The sequence below is a fragment of the Bradyrhizobium sp. CIAT3101 genome (genome assembly GCF_029714945.1).
Taxonomy (GTDB): Bacteria; Pseudomonadota; Alphaproteobacteria; order Rhizobiales; family Xanthobacteraceae; genus Bradyrhizobium.
Genome location: NZ_CP121634.1, coordinates 6,327,103 through 6,343,643 on the forward strand (window position 1 = coordinate 6,327,103; position 16,541 = coordinate 6,343,643).

Annotated in this window: 11 protein-coding genes; 4 read left to right on the plus strand and 7 right to left on the minus strand. The window is 64.1% G+C overall.

Annotated features, from left to right (window positions below):
• From QA645_RS29875 to QA645_RS29885, 3 genes are all read right to left on the minus strand, one after another.
• Complete coding sequence (locus QA645_RS29875) at positions 1-3,117, minus strand: CusA/CzcA family heavy metal efflux RND transporter (RefSeq protein WP_254130126.1); 3,117 nt, start codon at positions 3,115-3,117, stop codon at positions 1-3.
• Positions 3,118-3,150: 33 nt separating this feature from the next.
• Positions 3,151-4,395, minus strand: a complete 1,245-nt coding sequence (locus QA645_RS29880; RefSeq protein ID WP_254130125.1) for an efflux RND transporter periplasmic adaptor subunit — start codon at positions 4,393-4,395, stop codon at positions 3,151-3,153.
• 151 nt (positions 4,396-4,546) lie between these two features.
• Positions 4,547-5,941, minus strand: a complete 1,395-nt coding sequence (locus tag QA645_RS29885) for a CoA transferase (protein WP_283044952.1) — start codon at positions 5,939-5,941, stop codon at positions 4,547-4,549.
• Between the two features lie 56 nt (positions 5,942-5,997).
• Here QA645_RS29885 and QA645_RS29890 point away from each other — a divergent pair, with 56 nt between their 5' ends.
• Complete coding sequence (locus QA645_RS29890) at positions 5,998-6,285, plus strand: hypothetical protein (protein ID WP_254130123.1); 288 nt, start codon at positions 5,998-6,000, stop codon at positions 6,283-6,285.
• Positions 6,286-6,351: 66 nt separating this feature from the next.
• Positions 6,352-7,122, plus strand: coding sequence for an SDR family oxidoreductase (locus QA645_RS29895; protein WP_283044953.1), 771 nt, complete (start codon positions 6,352-6,354; stop codon positions 7,120-7,122).
• Positions 7,123-7,190: 68 nt separating this feature from the next.
• Here the strand turns inward: QA645_RS29895 and QA645_RS29900 are convergent, their stop codons facing one another.
• The 4 genes from QA645_RS29900 to QA645_RS29915 form a co-directional block, all read right to left on the minus strand.
• On the minus strand, positions 7,191-7,784 hold the full coding sequence (locus tag QA645_RS29900) for a hypothetical protein (protein ID WP_283044954.1): 594 nt from the start codon (positions 7,782-7,784) through the stop codon (positions 7,191-7,193).
• Between the two features lie 246 nt (positions 7,785-8,030).
• Entirely contained in the window at positions 8,031-11,405 is a 3,375-nt protein-coding gene (locus tag QA645_RS29905) for an error-prone DNA polymerase (protein WP_283044955.1), read from the minus strand.
• Entirely contained in the window at positions 11,402-12,988 is a 1,587-nt protein-coding gene (locus QA645_RS29910; RefSeq protein WP_283044956.1) for a DNA polymerase Y family protein, read from the minus strand. Before QA645_RS29910 ends, QA645_RS29905 begins: the two co-directional genes overlap by 4 nt.
• Positions 12,891-13,691, minus strand: coding sequence for a DNA repair protein (locus QA645_RS29915; RefSeq protein WP_254130118.1), 801 nt, complete (start codon positions 13,689-13,691; stop codon positions 12,891-12,893). The genes QA645_RS29910 and QA645_RS29915 overlap by 98 nt, the downstream gene beginning before the upstream one ends.
• 162 nt (positions 13,692-13,853) lie before the next feature.
• Here QA645_RS29915 and QA645_RS29920 point away from each other — a divergent pair, with 162 nt between their 5' ends.
• Together QA645_RS29920 and QA645_RS29925 are read left to right on the plus strand one after the other, a co-directional pair.
• A complete protein-coding gene (locus tag QA645_RS29920; RefSeq protein WP_283044957.1) occupies positions 13,854-15,089 on the plus strand; it encodes a putative DNA modification/repair radical SAM protein in 1,236 nt (411 codons plus the stop codon).
• Positions 15,089-16,531, plus strand: a complete 1,443-nt coding sequence (locus QA645_RS29925) for a UdgX family uracil-DNA binding protein (protein WP_283044958.1) — start codon at positions 15,089-15,091, stop codon at positions 16,529-16,531. Before QA645_RS29920 ends, QA645_RS29925 begins: the two co-directional genes overlap by 1 nt.
• Positions 16,532-16,541: the final 10 nt, after the last annotated feature.

Sequence of the window (16,541 nt, forward strand, 5' to 3'; positions counted from 1 at the left end):
TCAGCGCGCGCGGCGGGAGAAGAAGGAGATCAGCACCGGCAACGTCACCAGGATCACGATCGGCGCCAGCAGCATGCCGGTGACGACGACGACCGCGAGCGGCTTCTGCACCTGCGAGCCGATGCCCGCCGACAGCGCGGCCGGCAGCAGACCGACGCCGGCGACGACGCATGTCATCAGCACGGGGCGAAGCTGCAATTCGCCGGTGCGGATCACCGCGCTCACGCGGTCCATGCCTTCGTCGATCAACTGATTGAACTGCGACAGGATGATGATGCCGTCCATCACCGCGATACCGAACAGGGCGATGAACCCGATCGCGGCCGAGACGCTGAAGGCGGTGCCGGTGATCAGCAGGCCGAGCACGCCACCGAAGATCGCCATCGGGATCACGCTCATGGCGAGCAGGGTGTCGGTCATCGAGCCGAAATTGAACCAGAGCAGGATGCCGATCAGCGCCAGCGAGATCGGCACCACGATCGACAGCCGCCGAATCGCGTCCTGGAGATTGCCGAACTCGCCGACCCATTCCATGTGCGAGCCGGGCGGCAGCTGCACCTGGTCGGCGATCTTCTGCTGGGCCTCGCGGATGGCACTGCCGAGATCGCGCTCACGGACCGAGAACTTGATCGGCAGATAGCGTTCCTGCTGCTCGCGGTAGATGTACGCTGCGCCGGAAACGAGGCTGATCGAGGCAACTTCGCTGAGCGGAATCTGGGTGACGGAGCCGTTCGGCCCGGGCGCACCGATCCGAATGTTCTGGATCGCCTCGGCGCTGCGGCGATATTCCGGCGCAAGGCGAACGATGATCGGGAAGTGGCGGTCGGAGCCGGGCTCGTAGATGTCGCCCGCGGAGTCGCCGCCGATCGCGACCTTGATGGTGGCGTTGATATCGCCGGGGGCGAGCCCGTAGCGCGCGGCCTTGGCGCGGTCGATGTCGATCTGCACCGTCGGCTGCCCGAGCGAGGTGAAGACCGCGAGGTCGGTCACGCCCTGCACGGTCGCGAGCACCGACTTGATCTTGTTGGCGGTGTCGGTCAGCGCCTGGAGATCGCTGCCGAACAGCTTGATCGAGTTCTCGCCCTTCACACCGGAGACGGCTTCGGAGACGTTGTCCTGGAGATATTGCGAGAAGTTGAACTCGACGCCGGGGAAGCGGTCGTCGAGCTGCTTGAGCAGCTCCGCGGTCAGCTCCTCCTTGTCATGCGTGCCGGGCCACTGGCTCGCAGGCTTCAGCGGCGCGAAGAACTCGGCGTTGAAGAAGCCGGCGGCGTCGGTGCCGTCGTCGGGACGGCCGTGCTGCGACACCACGGATTCGACCTCGGGCCGGGCGCGGATCAGCTTGCGCATCTCGTTGACATAGGAGTTGCCCTCCTGGAGCGAGATGGTCGGCGGCAGCGTGGCACGGATCCAGAGATTGCCCTCTTCCAGCTTGGGCAGGAATTCGAGGCCGAGCAGCCGGCCGAGCGCGACCGTCATCAGCACGAGGCCGACCGAGGCGCCGAGCATGATGGCGCGGTTGGCGACAGCCCAATTCAGAACCGGCATGTAGATCCGATGCAGGATCTGCATCACCCTGGTCTCGGTCTCCTCGACATGGGCCGGCAGGATGATCGCGGAGAGCGCCGGCGTCACGGTGAAGGTCGCGAGCAGGCCGCCGGCGAGCGCGTAGGCATAGGTGCGCGCCATCGGTCCGAAAATGTTGCCTTCGACGCCGGATAGCGTGAACAGCGGCAGGAAGGCCGCGATGATGATCGCGGCGGCAAAGAAGATCGAGCGCGAGACGTCGGCCGCGGCGCTGAGGATGGCGTGGCTCTTCATGCCGAACAGCGTCTCGGGCGACATCTGCTCGGATTCCGTCGGCGGCGTGGTCTGCGTCAGGCGGCGGAAGATCGCCTCCACCATGATGACGGTGGCATCTACGATCAGGCCGAAATCGATGGCACCGACCGACAGCAGGTTTGCCGATTCCCCGCGCAGCACCAGAATGATCACGGCAAAGAACAGCGCGAACGGAATCGTGGCGCCGACGATCAGCGCGCTGCGCAGATCGCCGAGGAAGATCCACTGCAGCAGCACGATCAGGAGGATGCCGACCACCATGTTGTGCAGCACGGTGTGGGTGGTGAGCTCGATCAGGTCGCCGCGGTCATAGATGCGCTCGATGCGCACGCCGGGCGGCAGGATGCTGGACTCGTTGATGGTTTGAACGAGCTGGTGGACGCGCTTGATGGTCGGCGAGCTCTGCTCGCCGCGGCGCATCAGGACGATGCCTTGCACGATATCGTCGGAATCGTCGATGCCGGCGATGCCAAGACGCGGCTTCTGGCCGATCGTGACGGTGGCGACGTCCTTGACCAGCACCGGATTGCCGTTGGTCTGGGCGATCATGGTGTTGGCGAGGTCGTCGATCGACTTGATCAGGCCGACGCCGCGCACCACGGCCGATTGCTGGCCGATATTGACGGTGTTGCCGCCGACATTGACGTTGGAATTGCTGACCGCCTGGAGCAGTTGCGGCAGCGTCAGGCCGTTTGCGACCAGCTTGTTGTTGTCGACCTGGAGCTCATAGGTCTTGCTCTTGCCACCCCACCCGGTCACGTCGATCACGCCGGGCACGGAACGGAAGCGGCGCTGCAGGATCCAGTCCTGGATGGTCTTGAGGTCGAGCACGCTGTAGTTCGGCGGGCCGACCAGCCGATAGCGGAAGATTTCGCCGATCGGGCTCAGCGGCGAGATCTGCGGCTGCACGTTGCCCGGCAGCGGCGCGAGTTGCGCCAGGCGGTTCAGGACCTGCTGCAATGCCTCGTCATAGGTGTAGGCGAACGAGAACTGCAGTTTGACGTCGGAGAGGCCGTAGAGCGAGATGGTGCGGATGGTCGTGAGGTTCTTCAGGCCCGCGACCTGCGTCTCGATCGGGATCGTGATGTAGCGCTCGATCTCTTCCGCCGACAGGCCCGGGCTCTGCGTGACGATGTCGACCATCGGCGGGGTCGGATCGGGATAGGCCTCGATGTTGAGCTGATTGAACGCAATCAGGCCGCCGATGAACACGGCGACGAACATGCCGACCATCAGGAAGCGCCGGTGGACGGCTAGGGCGACGAGACGATCCATTCAGTTTTTTCGCAGTTTCGTGGGGCTCGTCGATCAGCTACCGGACGCCGCTCGGTCGATGAACAGACTGCCTTTGACGACGATCCGTTCGCCGGGCTTCAGGTTGCTGGTCACCTCGACGAGGTTGCCATTGATGAGGCCGATCTTGATCTGGCGGAGCTCGACCGATTTGTCGTCACGCGCGACCCAGATGCGCACCTGGTCGCCTTCGTAGATCAGCGCCTGCTTCGGCACCGCAGGCGCCGCGCGGTCGCCGGCCGAATAGATCGTGACGTTGGCGAACATTTCCGGCTTGAGCAGGCCATCCTTGTTATCGATGGTGGCGCGGACCAGCAGGCGGCGGGTATTGGGATCGATCGCGGCGGCGACATAGTTGATCTTGGCGGTCAGCGGACGGCCCGGCAGCGCCATGACGTTGACGTTGATGTCCTGCCCGATGCTGACCTGAGCAGCGTCGCTCTCGCGCACGAAGGCGGTGAGCCAGACGGTGGAGAGATCGCCGATCACGAAAACCGGGTCGCTCGCGCCGGCACTGACATATTGCCCGGGGCCGATCTTGCGCTGCACGACCGTGCCCGCGATCGGCGCATAGATCGTGATCTCCGGATTGATGGTGCTCTTGGTCTGGAACGCCTTGATCGTCTCGTCGGTGAAGCCGAGGATGCGCAGCTTGTTGTTTGCGGCCTCGAGCGCCGTCACCGCGGAGCGCATGTCGTTCTGCGCCTGGACCTGGGTGGCCTCCGCCTGCTGATAATCCTTGAGCGGAATGGCGCGGCCTTCGTAGAGATCCTTGGCGCGCCGGTACTGGATGTCGGCAAGCTCGAGCGCCGACTTCGCCTTGTTCTGCGACGTCATCGCCGCGATGAAATCGTTCTGGGCCTGCACGGTGTCGGCGGCCTCGATTGTGAACAGCGGTTGACCTTGGGTCACGCTCTCGCCCGGCTTGGCGAGCAGCTTGGTCACCCGGCCCGCATAAGGCGAGAACACCGGTGTCGAGCGGTCTTCATCGACCGCGACCTTGCCTTCGGTGACGTACTCGGCGCGGAAGGCCTTGGCATTGACCGGCTCGATCGTCAGCGTCGCCCATTCGGACGGCGTCGGCGTGAAATTCTGGGCGTTCCTGCGCGACTGGCTGGAGACTTCGGAGTGGTTCTTGTCCTTGACGCCCGCATAGAGAAACCCGTAGGCGCCGGCCCCGGCAAGCGCCAGTAAAACTACGGATACGATCATCCGTTGTTTTGTAAGCACCTGCAAACGCTTGGTATTTTCAACTACCATGGGGCCCGGTCTTGTCTGCGACGATCTCGGCAGACGGCTGCCTCATCGGTCGCGCTAATAGTGCCGAATTGGGATTGCAAACAACCTAAAAAACGCTGGCCGTCCTTCGGTTTGCGTTAAAATTTTGCGACACGTCAGCTTCACGTCAGCTTCAGCCCGGCCATTGCGGCGGATGGCTGCCGAGCGGCATCGCCGGAAGGCTCCATTGCGCCGGCGTCCGCGACAGCACAGCCGAATGGCGCACCGCCTTCAACGTGCCGAAGCCAGATGACACCGTTTCCATGAACGCAGCATGTACGGCCTCACCCGTAAGATCCGGGGTATCGAGACCGCCTTCGAGCCGACCGAGATTCCACAGCCAGCGTCCGGTCTGCGCCAGCGACACGCGCACGTGCCAGCTGCCGCCTTCACGGGCCTGGCGCGCCTTGGCCATCATCGCGCCGAACGCCATCAGATAGCCGGTGGCGTGATCGAGCATCTGCGCCGGCAATTCCTTCGGACCGTCGATGCCGGCGGCCTTGCCTTCCGCATCGTTGAAGCCAGTCGTCGTCTGCACCAGCGAATCGAAGCCGCGCCGCTCGGCCCAGGGGCCGGCATGGCCATAAGCCGACAGTGTGACGTAGACGATGCCGGGATTGATCTCCGCGGCCCGCTCCGGCGAGAGGCCAAGAGCGGCGAGCGCGCGCGGGCGATAGCCTTGCGAGACGATGTCGGCGTCCTGCAACAGCGCGCGCATCTGCGCCCGGCCCGCCTCGCTCTTCAGCGCGATGAAGGTGGTGAGCTTGCCGCGGCCGGTGTCGATGGTGAGCCAGGGAATCGCGGGCAGGTCCGGCCCCGAGACCAGCAGCACATCGGCGCCGTGCGCAGCGAGCGTGCGGCCGGCGACGGGACCGGCGATGACGCGGGAGAGATCGAGCACACGCAGGCCTGCGAGCGGGCGATCGCCTTTGGACCAAAGCTTGGGCGGAGCATCGCCGATCTTCTCGATCGAGATCAGCGGCAGCTCGGCCAGCGCGCGCGCCTGCGGCAGCGCCGACCATTCGTCGTAGGAGCGCATCAGCGCGACGACGCCGCCGGCGGCATAAGCGGCCGTCTCGAAATCCTCGCCCTTCCATTGCATCAGCGCGGCCTGCACCTTCTCGCGCTCGGGCACACAGCCAAGCACTTTGCAGACGGCGTCGCGATGATGCGGAAAATTGGTGTGGCAGCGCACGAAACGGTTGTCGCCGGTCTTGTAGACGCCGGCGATGGCGTCCCAGGCCGGAGGCGGCGGCTTGTCGTCGAGGCGCAGATAGCGCTCGGAACGGCATTCGACGACGGCGTGACGCATGTCGACGGTCACATCCTGCGCCTCGCCGCTGCGTTGCCGCCAGATCTCGGCGGCGGCAAGGCCGGCAGCGGCGATCGTCGTTTGTCCGGCGACGGCGACACGGAACGAGGACGGTATCTGCGGCTCGTCGCCGGCCAGGCGCACGCGCTCAAGGGCCGCGACATCGCCTCCGGCAGAGGTCCAGATATCCCTAAGAATGTCGGCAGGGCTTTGCATGGCCTCTTCTCTCCCCTAGTTTTTGGTGACCATTCACTAGCACATAAGGGAATGCAATGGCCGCCATCGATCCCCTCACCGCAGGCGCCGTGTTCGTCGCAACCGCGGCGACCGACGCAGTCTATGTGATGTTCACCTCCGCCGTGATTGCGCGCAAGCGCGTGCCGGCGGCGAACTGGAGCGCAGTCTGGTATCTGCTCTCCTCCTATGCCGTGATCAGCTACACCGAAAACGCGTTCTATGTCGCTTTCGCGGCGATCGGCTCCTGGGCCGGCGCTTACGCCTCGCTGACCTTCCTGCATCGTCCGCCCGGCGGCCCGCCGGTGGGGGCTTCGCCGGAGTGAGGGGAGGACTTTCTCCGTCTCCGCGGCTACACTCGTGACGACCAACAAAAAGGGAAGACCCAAACAATGGATCTCGGTCTCAAAGGAAAAAACGCCATCGTGCTCGGCGGCACGCGCGGCATCGGTCGGGCAATTGCGGCGACGCTGGCCGGTGAAGGCAGCAATGTTGCCGTGTGCGCGCGCAATGCGGAGCAAGTCGCCGCCACCGTGGCCGAGCTGAAGGCCAGCGGCATCCGCGCCACCGGCGGCACGGTCGACGTCACCGACGGCGCGGCGCTGAAGGCGTGGGTCGAGGGCGCGGCAAAGGAGTTCGGCGGCATCGACCTGCTGTTCGCCAATGCCGGCGCGATGGCGCAAGGCCACGATCCCGCGTCATGGGAGCAGAATTTCCGGCTCGACGTGCTCGGCGCCGTGCATGCGTTCGACGCCGCGCGGCCGTTCCTCGAGACTAGCGGCGAGACGCGCGGCGATGCCGCCTTCGTCATCATCTCCTCGATCTCGGCGGCGCAGGCCGATCTCGCCAGCTCCTACGGCCCGATCAAGGCGGCGCTGATCCACATGGCCAAGGGACTGGCGCGGCAATACGCCAAGAAGAAGATCCGCGTGAATGTCGTGTCGCCCGGCACCGTCTACTTCAAGGGCGGCGTCTGGAACATGATCGAGCAGAACATGCCCGAGCGTTACAACGACGCGATGAAGCGTAATCCGACCGGGCGCATGGCGACGCCACAGGAAATCGCGAACGCCGCGGTGTTTCTGGCAAGCCCGGCCTCGTCGTTCACGACCGGCGCCAATCTCATCGTGGACGGCGCGATCTCGAACCGGGTGAATTTCTAGAATGGCGTAGTTTGCGAACCTCTCTCCGCCGTCATGGCCGGGCTAGTCCCGGCCATCCACGGCAACGGCTAAGACCCTTGCGACACCGATGCGCGTTTTCGCCGCCTGCTGATCAGCCAGGTCGCCCATGTGATGAGCCAGTCCGGGACGTTTAGATGGCGCAATGTTTCGATTTGTCCGTCCTCTTCGCGCACACGGAAGCTTGCATCGGCAAAGTAGCCACCGGAATCCGCAACACACCACTCCAGCGTCCGTGCGATCTCGTCTCTTAGCGTCTCGGTGTCCGGCAATTTATTGAGGAAGCTCAACTCCCGGCGAAGACAGATCGCTTCGATCCGGGGACGCATCGCCTCGACATAGGAGATTCCCCAGCCCTCGAGGCGTGCGTGGGTCGCTTCATGGATGAAGGTCGACGCGATCTGCTCCAGGGTCATCGGGCCCCCGAGAATGTAGCGCTCGTCGACAACGCAGGCGTTCATCGATCGATCATAGTGTGCTTGGGCGCTGGGGAGCAGATGTACCCATATCCGGTCGAGATCGCGCGTGATCCGGGCATAGCCAAGCGCGTCGTGGCGCTTGATGAGTTGGAGGGCCTCTTCTACGCGACGCAGCGCCGGGTAAGGCTTGCTTTCGGTCGTCCCAATCCACAGCCCGTCGATCATGCTGCTCTTGGAGAACCAGAGGCCCAGCCTATCGATGCGGGATGGCTTTCGATCTGACTTCACGGCGACTGCCAGGCCACGCGATCGTTGCGACGATTCTGGCTGCTGCAAGCATTACCCCGTTATGTCCAAATCGAGTTCTACGAACTATATGGACCTGCTCGCTTTCAGGTTGCTTAGAGACTCAATTCAAATCGTATTGATCATTGGACGAGATCGGCCGATCCTTGCGGTTGTTCATGCCCCTCAATGGAAATCCCGCGACGGTGGCAGGATGCGGACGTTGCGGGGGTGGCGGATTTTTTGCGCGGGCATATCCGCGAGGGCGCGGGGGTCTTCGTTGAGGGGCTCGACCACGGTGGCGCCTGCCGGCACCGGAGGCTTGCGGCTCAGGGCGTCGTTGGCGAGGCCGACCAGATCGTGCGAGCGGTCGATCATGCGCTGGGCGATCAGATGCGTCACCTTCTCGGGGCTGCTCTGGATATAGCCCTGGACCTCGATGAGGCGCGCGCCCATCACTTCCTTCCGGTACTGCTCCATGACCTTGGGCCACACCACGACATTGGCGATACCGGTCTCGTCCTCCAGCGTCATGAACACGACGCCGCTGGCGCTGCCCGGCCGCTGCCGCACCAGCACCACACCGGCGCAGCGGACGCGGCGCCGCTCGTTCTCATGGCTGATCTCCTTGCAGGCGACGATCCGCTCGCGTGAAAACATCTCGCGCAGGAATTCCATCGGATGGCCTTTGAGCGACAAGCGGATGGTCTGGTAGTCCGCGACGACCTGCTCGGGACGCGGCATCACGGGGAGTGGCTTGGCCTGCTCGTCGGGCTGCTCGCGCGCGGTGGCCGCTTCGAACAGCGGCAGCGCCACATCGTCGGGCAGCCGCCGCACCTGCCACAGCGCCTCGCGGCGATCGAGCCCGAGCGAGCGAAACGCATCGGCATCCGCCAGCAAGATCAGCGCGCGCTTGGGCAGGCCGGTGTCGCGGGCAAAATCTTCGAGCGAGGTGAAGGGCTGGCGGTCGCGAGCCTTGATGATGCGGTCAGCCCAGTCTTCCTGAGTGACATGGACCTTGCCCTGCCGTTTCGCTTGCTCCGCTTTGAGGAACTCCTCATCGGGATCGAGCCAGTGAAAGCCGTCGATCTGACGAAAACCCAGGCGAACGGCGCAATATCTGTCGTCGGTGTTCTCCAGCGTGTTCTGCGCAAAACTGTGGGAGACATCGATCTCGCGCACCTCGACGCCGTTCTTGCGGGCGTCGCCGACGATCTGCGCCGGCGCGTAAAAGCCCATCGGCTGCGAGTTCAAGAGGCCGCAGCAGAAGGCATCGGGGTGATGATATTTCAGCCATGAGGAGATGTAGACGAGCTGGGCGAAGCTCGCGGCATGGCTCTCGGGAAAGCCATAGGAGCCAAAGCCCTTGATCTGGTCGAAACAGCTTCTGGCGAAATTGGCATCGTAGCCGCGCGCGACCATGTTGCCGATCAGCTTCTCCTCGTATTGGCCGATGGTGCCGACATTGCGAAAGGTCGCCATCGAGCGGCGCAGGCCATTGGCTTCCTCGGAGGTGAATTTCGCCGCCTCGATCGCGATGCGCATCGCCTGCTCCTGGAACAGCGGCACGCCCTTGGTCTTGTGCAGCACCTTGTAGAGTTCGTCCGCGGGACCATGCTCGGGCGCTGGCGAGGGATAGGTCACCTTCTCGATACCGTTCCGCCGGCGCAGATATGGATGCACCATGTCGCCCTGGATCGGGCCCGGGCGTACGATCGCGACCTCGATGACGAGATCGTAGAAGGTCCGCGGCTTCAGGCGCGGCAGCATGTTCATCTGCGCGCGACTCTCGACCTGGAAAACGCCGAGCGATTCACCGGCGCACAGCATGTCGTAAACCTTGGGATCGTCCTGCGGGACGCTCGCCAGAACCCAACGTTCGCCCTTGTGCTGGTCGATCAGATCAAAACATTTCCGGATGCAGGTCAGCATGCCCAGCGCGAGCACGTCGACCTTCATCATATTGAGCGCATCGACGTCGTCCTTGTCCCATTCGATGAACGTGCGGTCGTCCATCGCGGCGTTGCCTATCGGCACATAGGTGTCGAGCCGATCCTGGGTCAGCACATAGCCACCGACATGCTGGGAGAGATGGCGCGGGAATTCGATCAGCTCGGTCGCAAGCTCGACCGCGAGATTGATCATGGGATTTTGGGGATCGAGTCCGGCCTGCCTGACCTGCATGTCGTTCAGGCCCTTGCCCCAGCTGCCCCAGACGGTGTCGGCGAGCGCGGCGGTGACGTCCTCGGTCAGGCCCAGCGCCTTGCCGACGTCGCGGATGGCGCTGCGCGGACGATAATGGATGATGGTGGCGATGATCGCCGCACGGTGGCGGCCGTAGCGGCGATAGACATATTGCATCACCTCCTCGCGCCGCGAATGCTCGAAATCGACGTCGATGTCGGGCGGCTCCAGCCGCTCCTTGGAGATGAAGCGCTCGAACAGCAGATCGACCTTGGTCGGATCGACCGAGGTGATGCCGAGCACGTAGCACACGGCCGAATTCGCCGCCGATCCCCGCCCCTGGCACAGGATATTTTCGCTGCGCGCGTAGTGGACGATGTCGTGCACGGTGAGGAAGTAATGCGCGTATTTCAGCTCTGATATCAGCGCGAGTTCCTTCTTCAGCGTCGCGCGCAACTTGTCGTCGATCTTGCCCCCGAAATATGTGTCGACGCCCGCCCAGGTCAGGTCTTCCAGATGCCCCTGCGCGGTCTTGCCCGGCGGCACCGGCTCGTCCGGATATTGATATCTAAGCTGATCGAGCGAGAAGTCGATCCTGTCGGCAAAGCGCATGGTCTCCGCGATCGCCTCGGGGAAATCGCGAAACAGGCGCGCCATCTCGCGGGGCGTCTTGAGAAAACGCTCCGCATTGGCTTCTAGCTTGCGTCCGACCGCCTCGATCGTGGTCTTTTCCCGGATGCAGGTCAGCACGTCCTGAAGCGGACGACGGCCGGGATCGTGATAGAGCACCTCGTTGGTCGCAAGCAGCGGCACTCCTGCTTTGGCGGCGAGATCGTCGAGCCGCGCCAGGCGACGACGGTCGTCGCCGCGATAGACCAGGCTCGCGGCCAGCCACACGCCTTCGGCGCTGCTGGCTTTGAGTTTTGAAAGCACATCCAGCGTTTGCGCATCATCAAACCGATGCAGCAACGTCAGGACCAGGAGCTGACCTTGCGAAAACTCCAGCAGATCGGTGAAGTTGAGACGGCATTCGCCCTTCTCGATCCGCATGATGTCGTCGCCGCGTTTGCCCCGGGTCAGAAGCTGGCACAGCCGACCATAGGCGGCGCGATCGCGCGGATAGACGAAAATGTCGGGCGTGCCGTCGATGAAGACGATGCGCGCGCCGATCAGGAGCTTTGGCTTGTGCAGCACCTTGTCATTGTCGAGTTCCTTCCAGGCGCGCACCACGCCGGCCAGCGTGTTGTGATCGGCAATGCCGATCACGGGAATGCCGAGCTTGCTGGCCTGATGCACATAAGCGCGCGGATCCGAGCCGCCGCGCAGGAACGAGAAATTGGTGGTGATGCCGATCTCGGCATAAGCGGGCGTAATCATGCGAAGAGACCGTGCACGTACCAGTGGGGCGGAGCGGGCTTGCCGTCGCCGTCGAACACCTCTCCCTCGTAAAGACCATCGCGAAAGATCCAGAAGCGCAGGCCCTCGGCATCCTCGATGCGGAAATAATCCCGCGTCAGCTGTTTGCCGTCCTGCCGCCACCATTCCATCGCGATGCGTTCGGGTCCTTCCACCCGCACCACGGCATGTTTTGCACGCCGCCAGGTGAATTGATGCGGCGGGCCGTCAGGCACGGTCGCGAACGGCACTGTGACCGGCTCCGGCTTGTCGAACAGCCGTAGCGGACGCAGTGGCGGCTCGCTTTCGGCGCGCGCCGGCCATTCGGCCTGCATGGCGGCGGTGAGATGATGCTGCGCTGGCGCGGCCAGCACCGCCTGTTCGGGGATATGGGTGTCCTGCGGCAGATGCACGACGACGCGTTTTCCGCCGATACGCGCGGCGATGCGGTCGATCAGCGCGGCCAGCTCGTCATTGTCGTGGACATGGGCGTCGAGATCGCGCTGCTCCTGCACCACGATCTCGGTACGGCTCGCCGACAACCGCACCATGTCGAAGCCGAAGCCGGGATCGAGGGGATCGGCAAGCGCATCGAGACGCTCGCGGAACAGCCGGTCGATCACTTTGCTTCGCGTCACGGGACGCCCGGTCTCGACCATGATCGCGCGCACCACGCCGTCGGTGCGGAAGAACGCGGCCTCCAGGCGCCGCGCGCCCTTGCCTTGTTTTTCCATGGAGGCGATCAGCGTATCGGCCAGCCGCGACAGCGTCATCGCGATCATGGTGTCGGTCGCGATCGGCTCGGCAAAGCGCTTTTCCACGATGTAGTCGGGCAGCGGTTTTCGCGGGCTGATCGGCGCATCGCCCTGCCCCAGCGCATGCGCGAGCAGCGTGGAGAACCGCGCGCCGAACCGCGCCGTGATTTCACTCGGCGCGCGCGAGGCAACATCGCCGATCGTCTTCAGCCCGGCGCGCCGCAGGCCGGTGGTGATCATCTCGTCCGCACCGAGCGCGGACACCGGAAACCGGTCGATCGCCGCGGCCTCGCCGCCATCGGCAACGATAACGCCAGGCGTCTGCCGCGTCAGCGTGCGCGCGCAGACCGAGGTCCCGGCGATCGCCGCGCTGACGGCAAAACCTTGTCGCGCCAGCGCGCGAACCAGCGTCTGCAACAACGCAGCCTCGCCGCCGAACAGATGCGCGCAGCCGGTGATGTCCAAAAACAGCCCGTGCGGCGGATCGAGCGCCACCAGCGGCGTGAAGCGGTCGCAACAGTCGGCGATGTCGCTGAGCGTCTTCGCATCGGCCACGACATCGGCGTCGAACACTTTTAAATCCGGGCACATCGCCCGCGCGTTCGCGAGCGGCTGGCCGATGTGCAGGCCGAGCCGCTCAGCAGCTTCATCCAGCGCATGGATCACCAGCGCATTGTTCTCCTTGATGACGACAATGCTGGGCTCGTTGCCATTACCCAGCGCGCCGAAGAACCGCTGGATCCGGTCGATGGGCAGGCGCGGCAGCCACAGGCTGAGGATACGCCGATGGTTCAGAGAACTGGCACTCATCACATTTCCATTCCATGATCCACCGGCCACACGGGCCATGACGATTACGCAACAGCTCGACATCGAAGCGCGGCGCGCCCCACGCGCTCCAAGGCGCCGCAGGCATTGATGCTGACCCCGGCGGCGAATGCGCCGCACGCAGCATCCATCGCGTCTCCGCGGTCGAGGGCAGCGGCTGCGCCGCCATCCGCAACAAGAGGCCGGTGACGCCGGAGGATTGCGCGGCCAGCGTCAGCTTGCGGCTCGCCACCAGATCGAACTGGCGCGTCTCACCCCAGAGCTCGAGCACGACAGCACCGAGCGCATCGCAGGCGAGCGCATCGGCCGAGGTGCGCAGCGCGCTCTCGACGTCAGCCGCACGCACCATCACCACGCGGCGCGGATCGAGGCCGAGTTCGGCAAGGCCGCTCATCGACAACGCACCGGTTTCAAGTTCCGAAAAATCCTGCCGCACCCACAACAGCGGCCGTTGCGTCGTGACGCGGCCCGCAAGGCCGGTGACGAAACCGGTCGCGGCCGCGCCCTGACGCCCCTCGCAAAACACCTCGTGGATCGCCGCGCGTGCGAGCCCGCCTTTCAAGGCGCGGTCGACCTCACCATGGCCGAGCGCAACGCGGTCGCGATGATGCACGACTTCCGCCGTCTCGATCCGTTCGATCTGGCTGCGCAAGGTCGCAAGCGCGCTCATGCGTGCGCCGCTCATGCTCGCCGCTCCTTCAGAGGTGATTGCCGAGATCTCAAAAATAAGAACCTGCGGCTGGCTCATTTGTTCATGATATGTTCTAATATAAAGCTAACGGCGTGCGAAGAGTCAATCGAATTGGCGCTCCGTTGGATTCATGAGCTGAATCAAAGGGATTCCGGGATGGACGTACAACGCAAGCTGGAGATCCTGGCTGACGCCGCCAAGTACGACGCCTCCTGTGCCTCCAGCGGCACCGAAAAGCGGGATTCCAGCGACGGCAAGGGCATGGGCTCGACCGCGCCCGGCATGGGCATCTGTCATTCCTACGCGCCGGATGGGCGCTGCATCTCGCTGCTCAAGGTGCTGCTCACCAACGCCTGCAATTACGATTGCCTCTATTGCGTCAACCGCGCCTCCTCCAACGTGCCGCGCGCCCGCTTCACCATCGACGAGGTGGTCAAGCTGACGCTCGACTTCTACCGGCGCAATTACATCGAAGGCCTGTTTCTCTCCTCCGGCATCATCCGCAGTCCCGACTACACCATGGAGCAGGTTGTCAGCGTCGCGCGAAAACTGCGCGAGGAGCATCACTTCCGCGGCTACATCCATCTCAAGACCATTCCGGAAGCCGACGACGCGCTGATCACGGAGGCCGGCAAATATGCCGATCGTCTCTCCATCAACATCGAGATGCCTGAGGAGACGAGCCTGCAGCAATTCGCGCCGGAGAAGGACGTGCGCGCGATCCGCCGCACCATGGGCCGGCTGCGGCTGAAGCTCGACGAGGCCGAGGATATCAGCAGCACAAAGACAAAAGCAAAACCGCAGCGTTTTGCGCCGGCAGGACAAAGCACGCAGATGATCGTCGGCGCTGACGCGGCCTCCGATCACACCATTCTTCACACAAGTTCAAATCTCTACGGCTCATACAAATTGAGGCGCGTCTATTACTCCGCCTTCAGCCCGATCCCCGATGCCAGCCGCGCCTTGCCTCTGGTCCAGCCGCCGCTGCTGCGCGAGCACCGGCTCTACCAGGCCGACTGGCTGATGCGGTTCTACGGTTTCGACGTTGCAGAGATCGTCGACGACAGCGCCATGCTGCCGCTCGACATCGATCCAAAGCTCGCCTGGGCGCTGCGCCACCGCGACCGTTTCCCGCTCGACGTCAACCGTGCCAGCCGCGAGGAGCTGTTGCGCGTGCCGGGCTTCGGCACCAAGGCGGTCGAGCGCATCATCGCCACGCGGCGCACCACCACGATCCGCCTCTCCGATCTGGCGCGGCTGCACGTGCCCCGCAACAAGGCACTGCTGTTCATCGTGCTCAGCGATCACCGGCCCGCACCGCATCGTCTCGACGAGGCGCGCCTGATCGAACGATTCAAGCCGAAGGCAACGCAACTGGGGTTTGGCTTCTGATGCAGTACATCATCCTCGACACCGAAACCGATTTCGACGGCTGGCGCAAAGCCGCGCGCAGCCTCGTGCTTCATCATGTGCAGCCCGTCGATGTCACCTGGGCCGTGCAAGGCGGCGAAGCGGACTTGTTCGCACCGTCCGCGCCGTCTCCGATCCTCGAGGTGAACGATGGCACCTTCAGCGTGTCCGCAAAATTCGTCGACCTCGCCCAGGCCGCCATCCTGCATCGCGATCCCGAGCGCTTTGCGATCCTCTATCGCCTGCTCTGGCGATTGAGGGACAATCACGATCTCATCGAGGTCGCAACCGATGCTGACGTCGCGCTGGTCACGGCGATGGCGAGAGCGGTTCACCGCGACGAGCACAAGATGCACGCCTTCGTGCGCTTTCGCGAGATCGGTCGCGAACGCGCGGCGCATTATGTCGCCTGGTTCGAGCCGGAGCATCACATCGTCGAGCTCGCAGCCCCGTTCTTCGCCAAGCGCTTTGCGGACATGCCCTGGTCGATCCTGACGCCCGATCTCTGCGCGCATTGGGACGGACACGCGTTGTCGTTCACGCCGGGCGTGAGCAAGAGCGAGGCGCCGGGCGAAGACCGGCTGGAAGAAACCTGGCGGCGTTACTACGCCAGCATCTTCAACCCGGCGCGGTTGAAGGTGAAGGCGATGCAGACGGAGATGCCGAAGAAATACTGGAGGAACCTGCCCGAGGCCTCGATCATTAAACCCTTGATCGAGGATGCCGAGCGCATGACCGGCGCCATGATCGCCAATGCCGCAACCGATCCGCACAAGCCTCAGAAGCGGCCGGAGGCTCCGATGATACGCAAGACCGTTGCCAACGATCTCGAAGCGCTCCGCGAGGAGGCCGCGCATTGCCGTGCCTGCCCGCTCTACAAGGACGCGACGCAGACCGTGTTCGGCGAAGGTCCGAAGGACGCCACCATCATGCTGGTCGGCGAGCAGCCCGGCGACAAGGAAGACCTCGCCGGCCATCCCTTCGTCGGGCCGGCCGGCCAGATGCTCGACCGCGCGCTCGCGGAAGCCGGCGTCGATCGCAGCAAGGTCTACGTCACCAACGCCGTGAAGCACTTCAAATTCGTGCCGCGCGGAAAGATCCGCCTGCACCAGAAGCCGGCGACGCCGGAGATCAAGGCCTGCCGGCAATGGTATGAGCGGGAAGTTTCGGCAATCCAGCCCGAGCTCATCGTGGCGATGGGCGCCACCGCCGCGCAGACCGTGTTCGGCAAGATCACGCCGATCGGCAAGACCCGCGGCCGGCTCATAGACCTCCCCGACGGACGCAAGGCTCTGGTGACGGTGCATCCGTCCTATCTGCTGCGGCTCCCCGATCCCCAAGCGAAGGTGCTGGAATATCAGCGCTTTGTCGAGGATCTGACGATCGCAGCCCGCTTGCAGAAGAAGTCCGCCCACGCCGCCTGAGCCGGCTGTC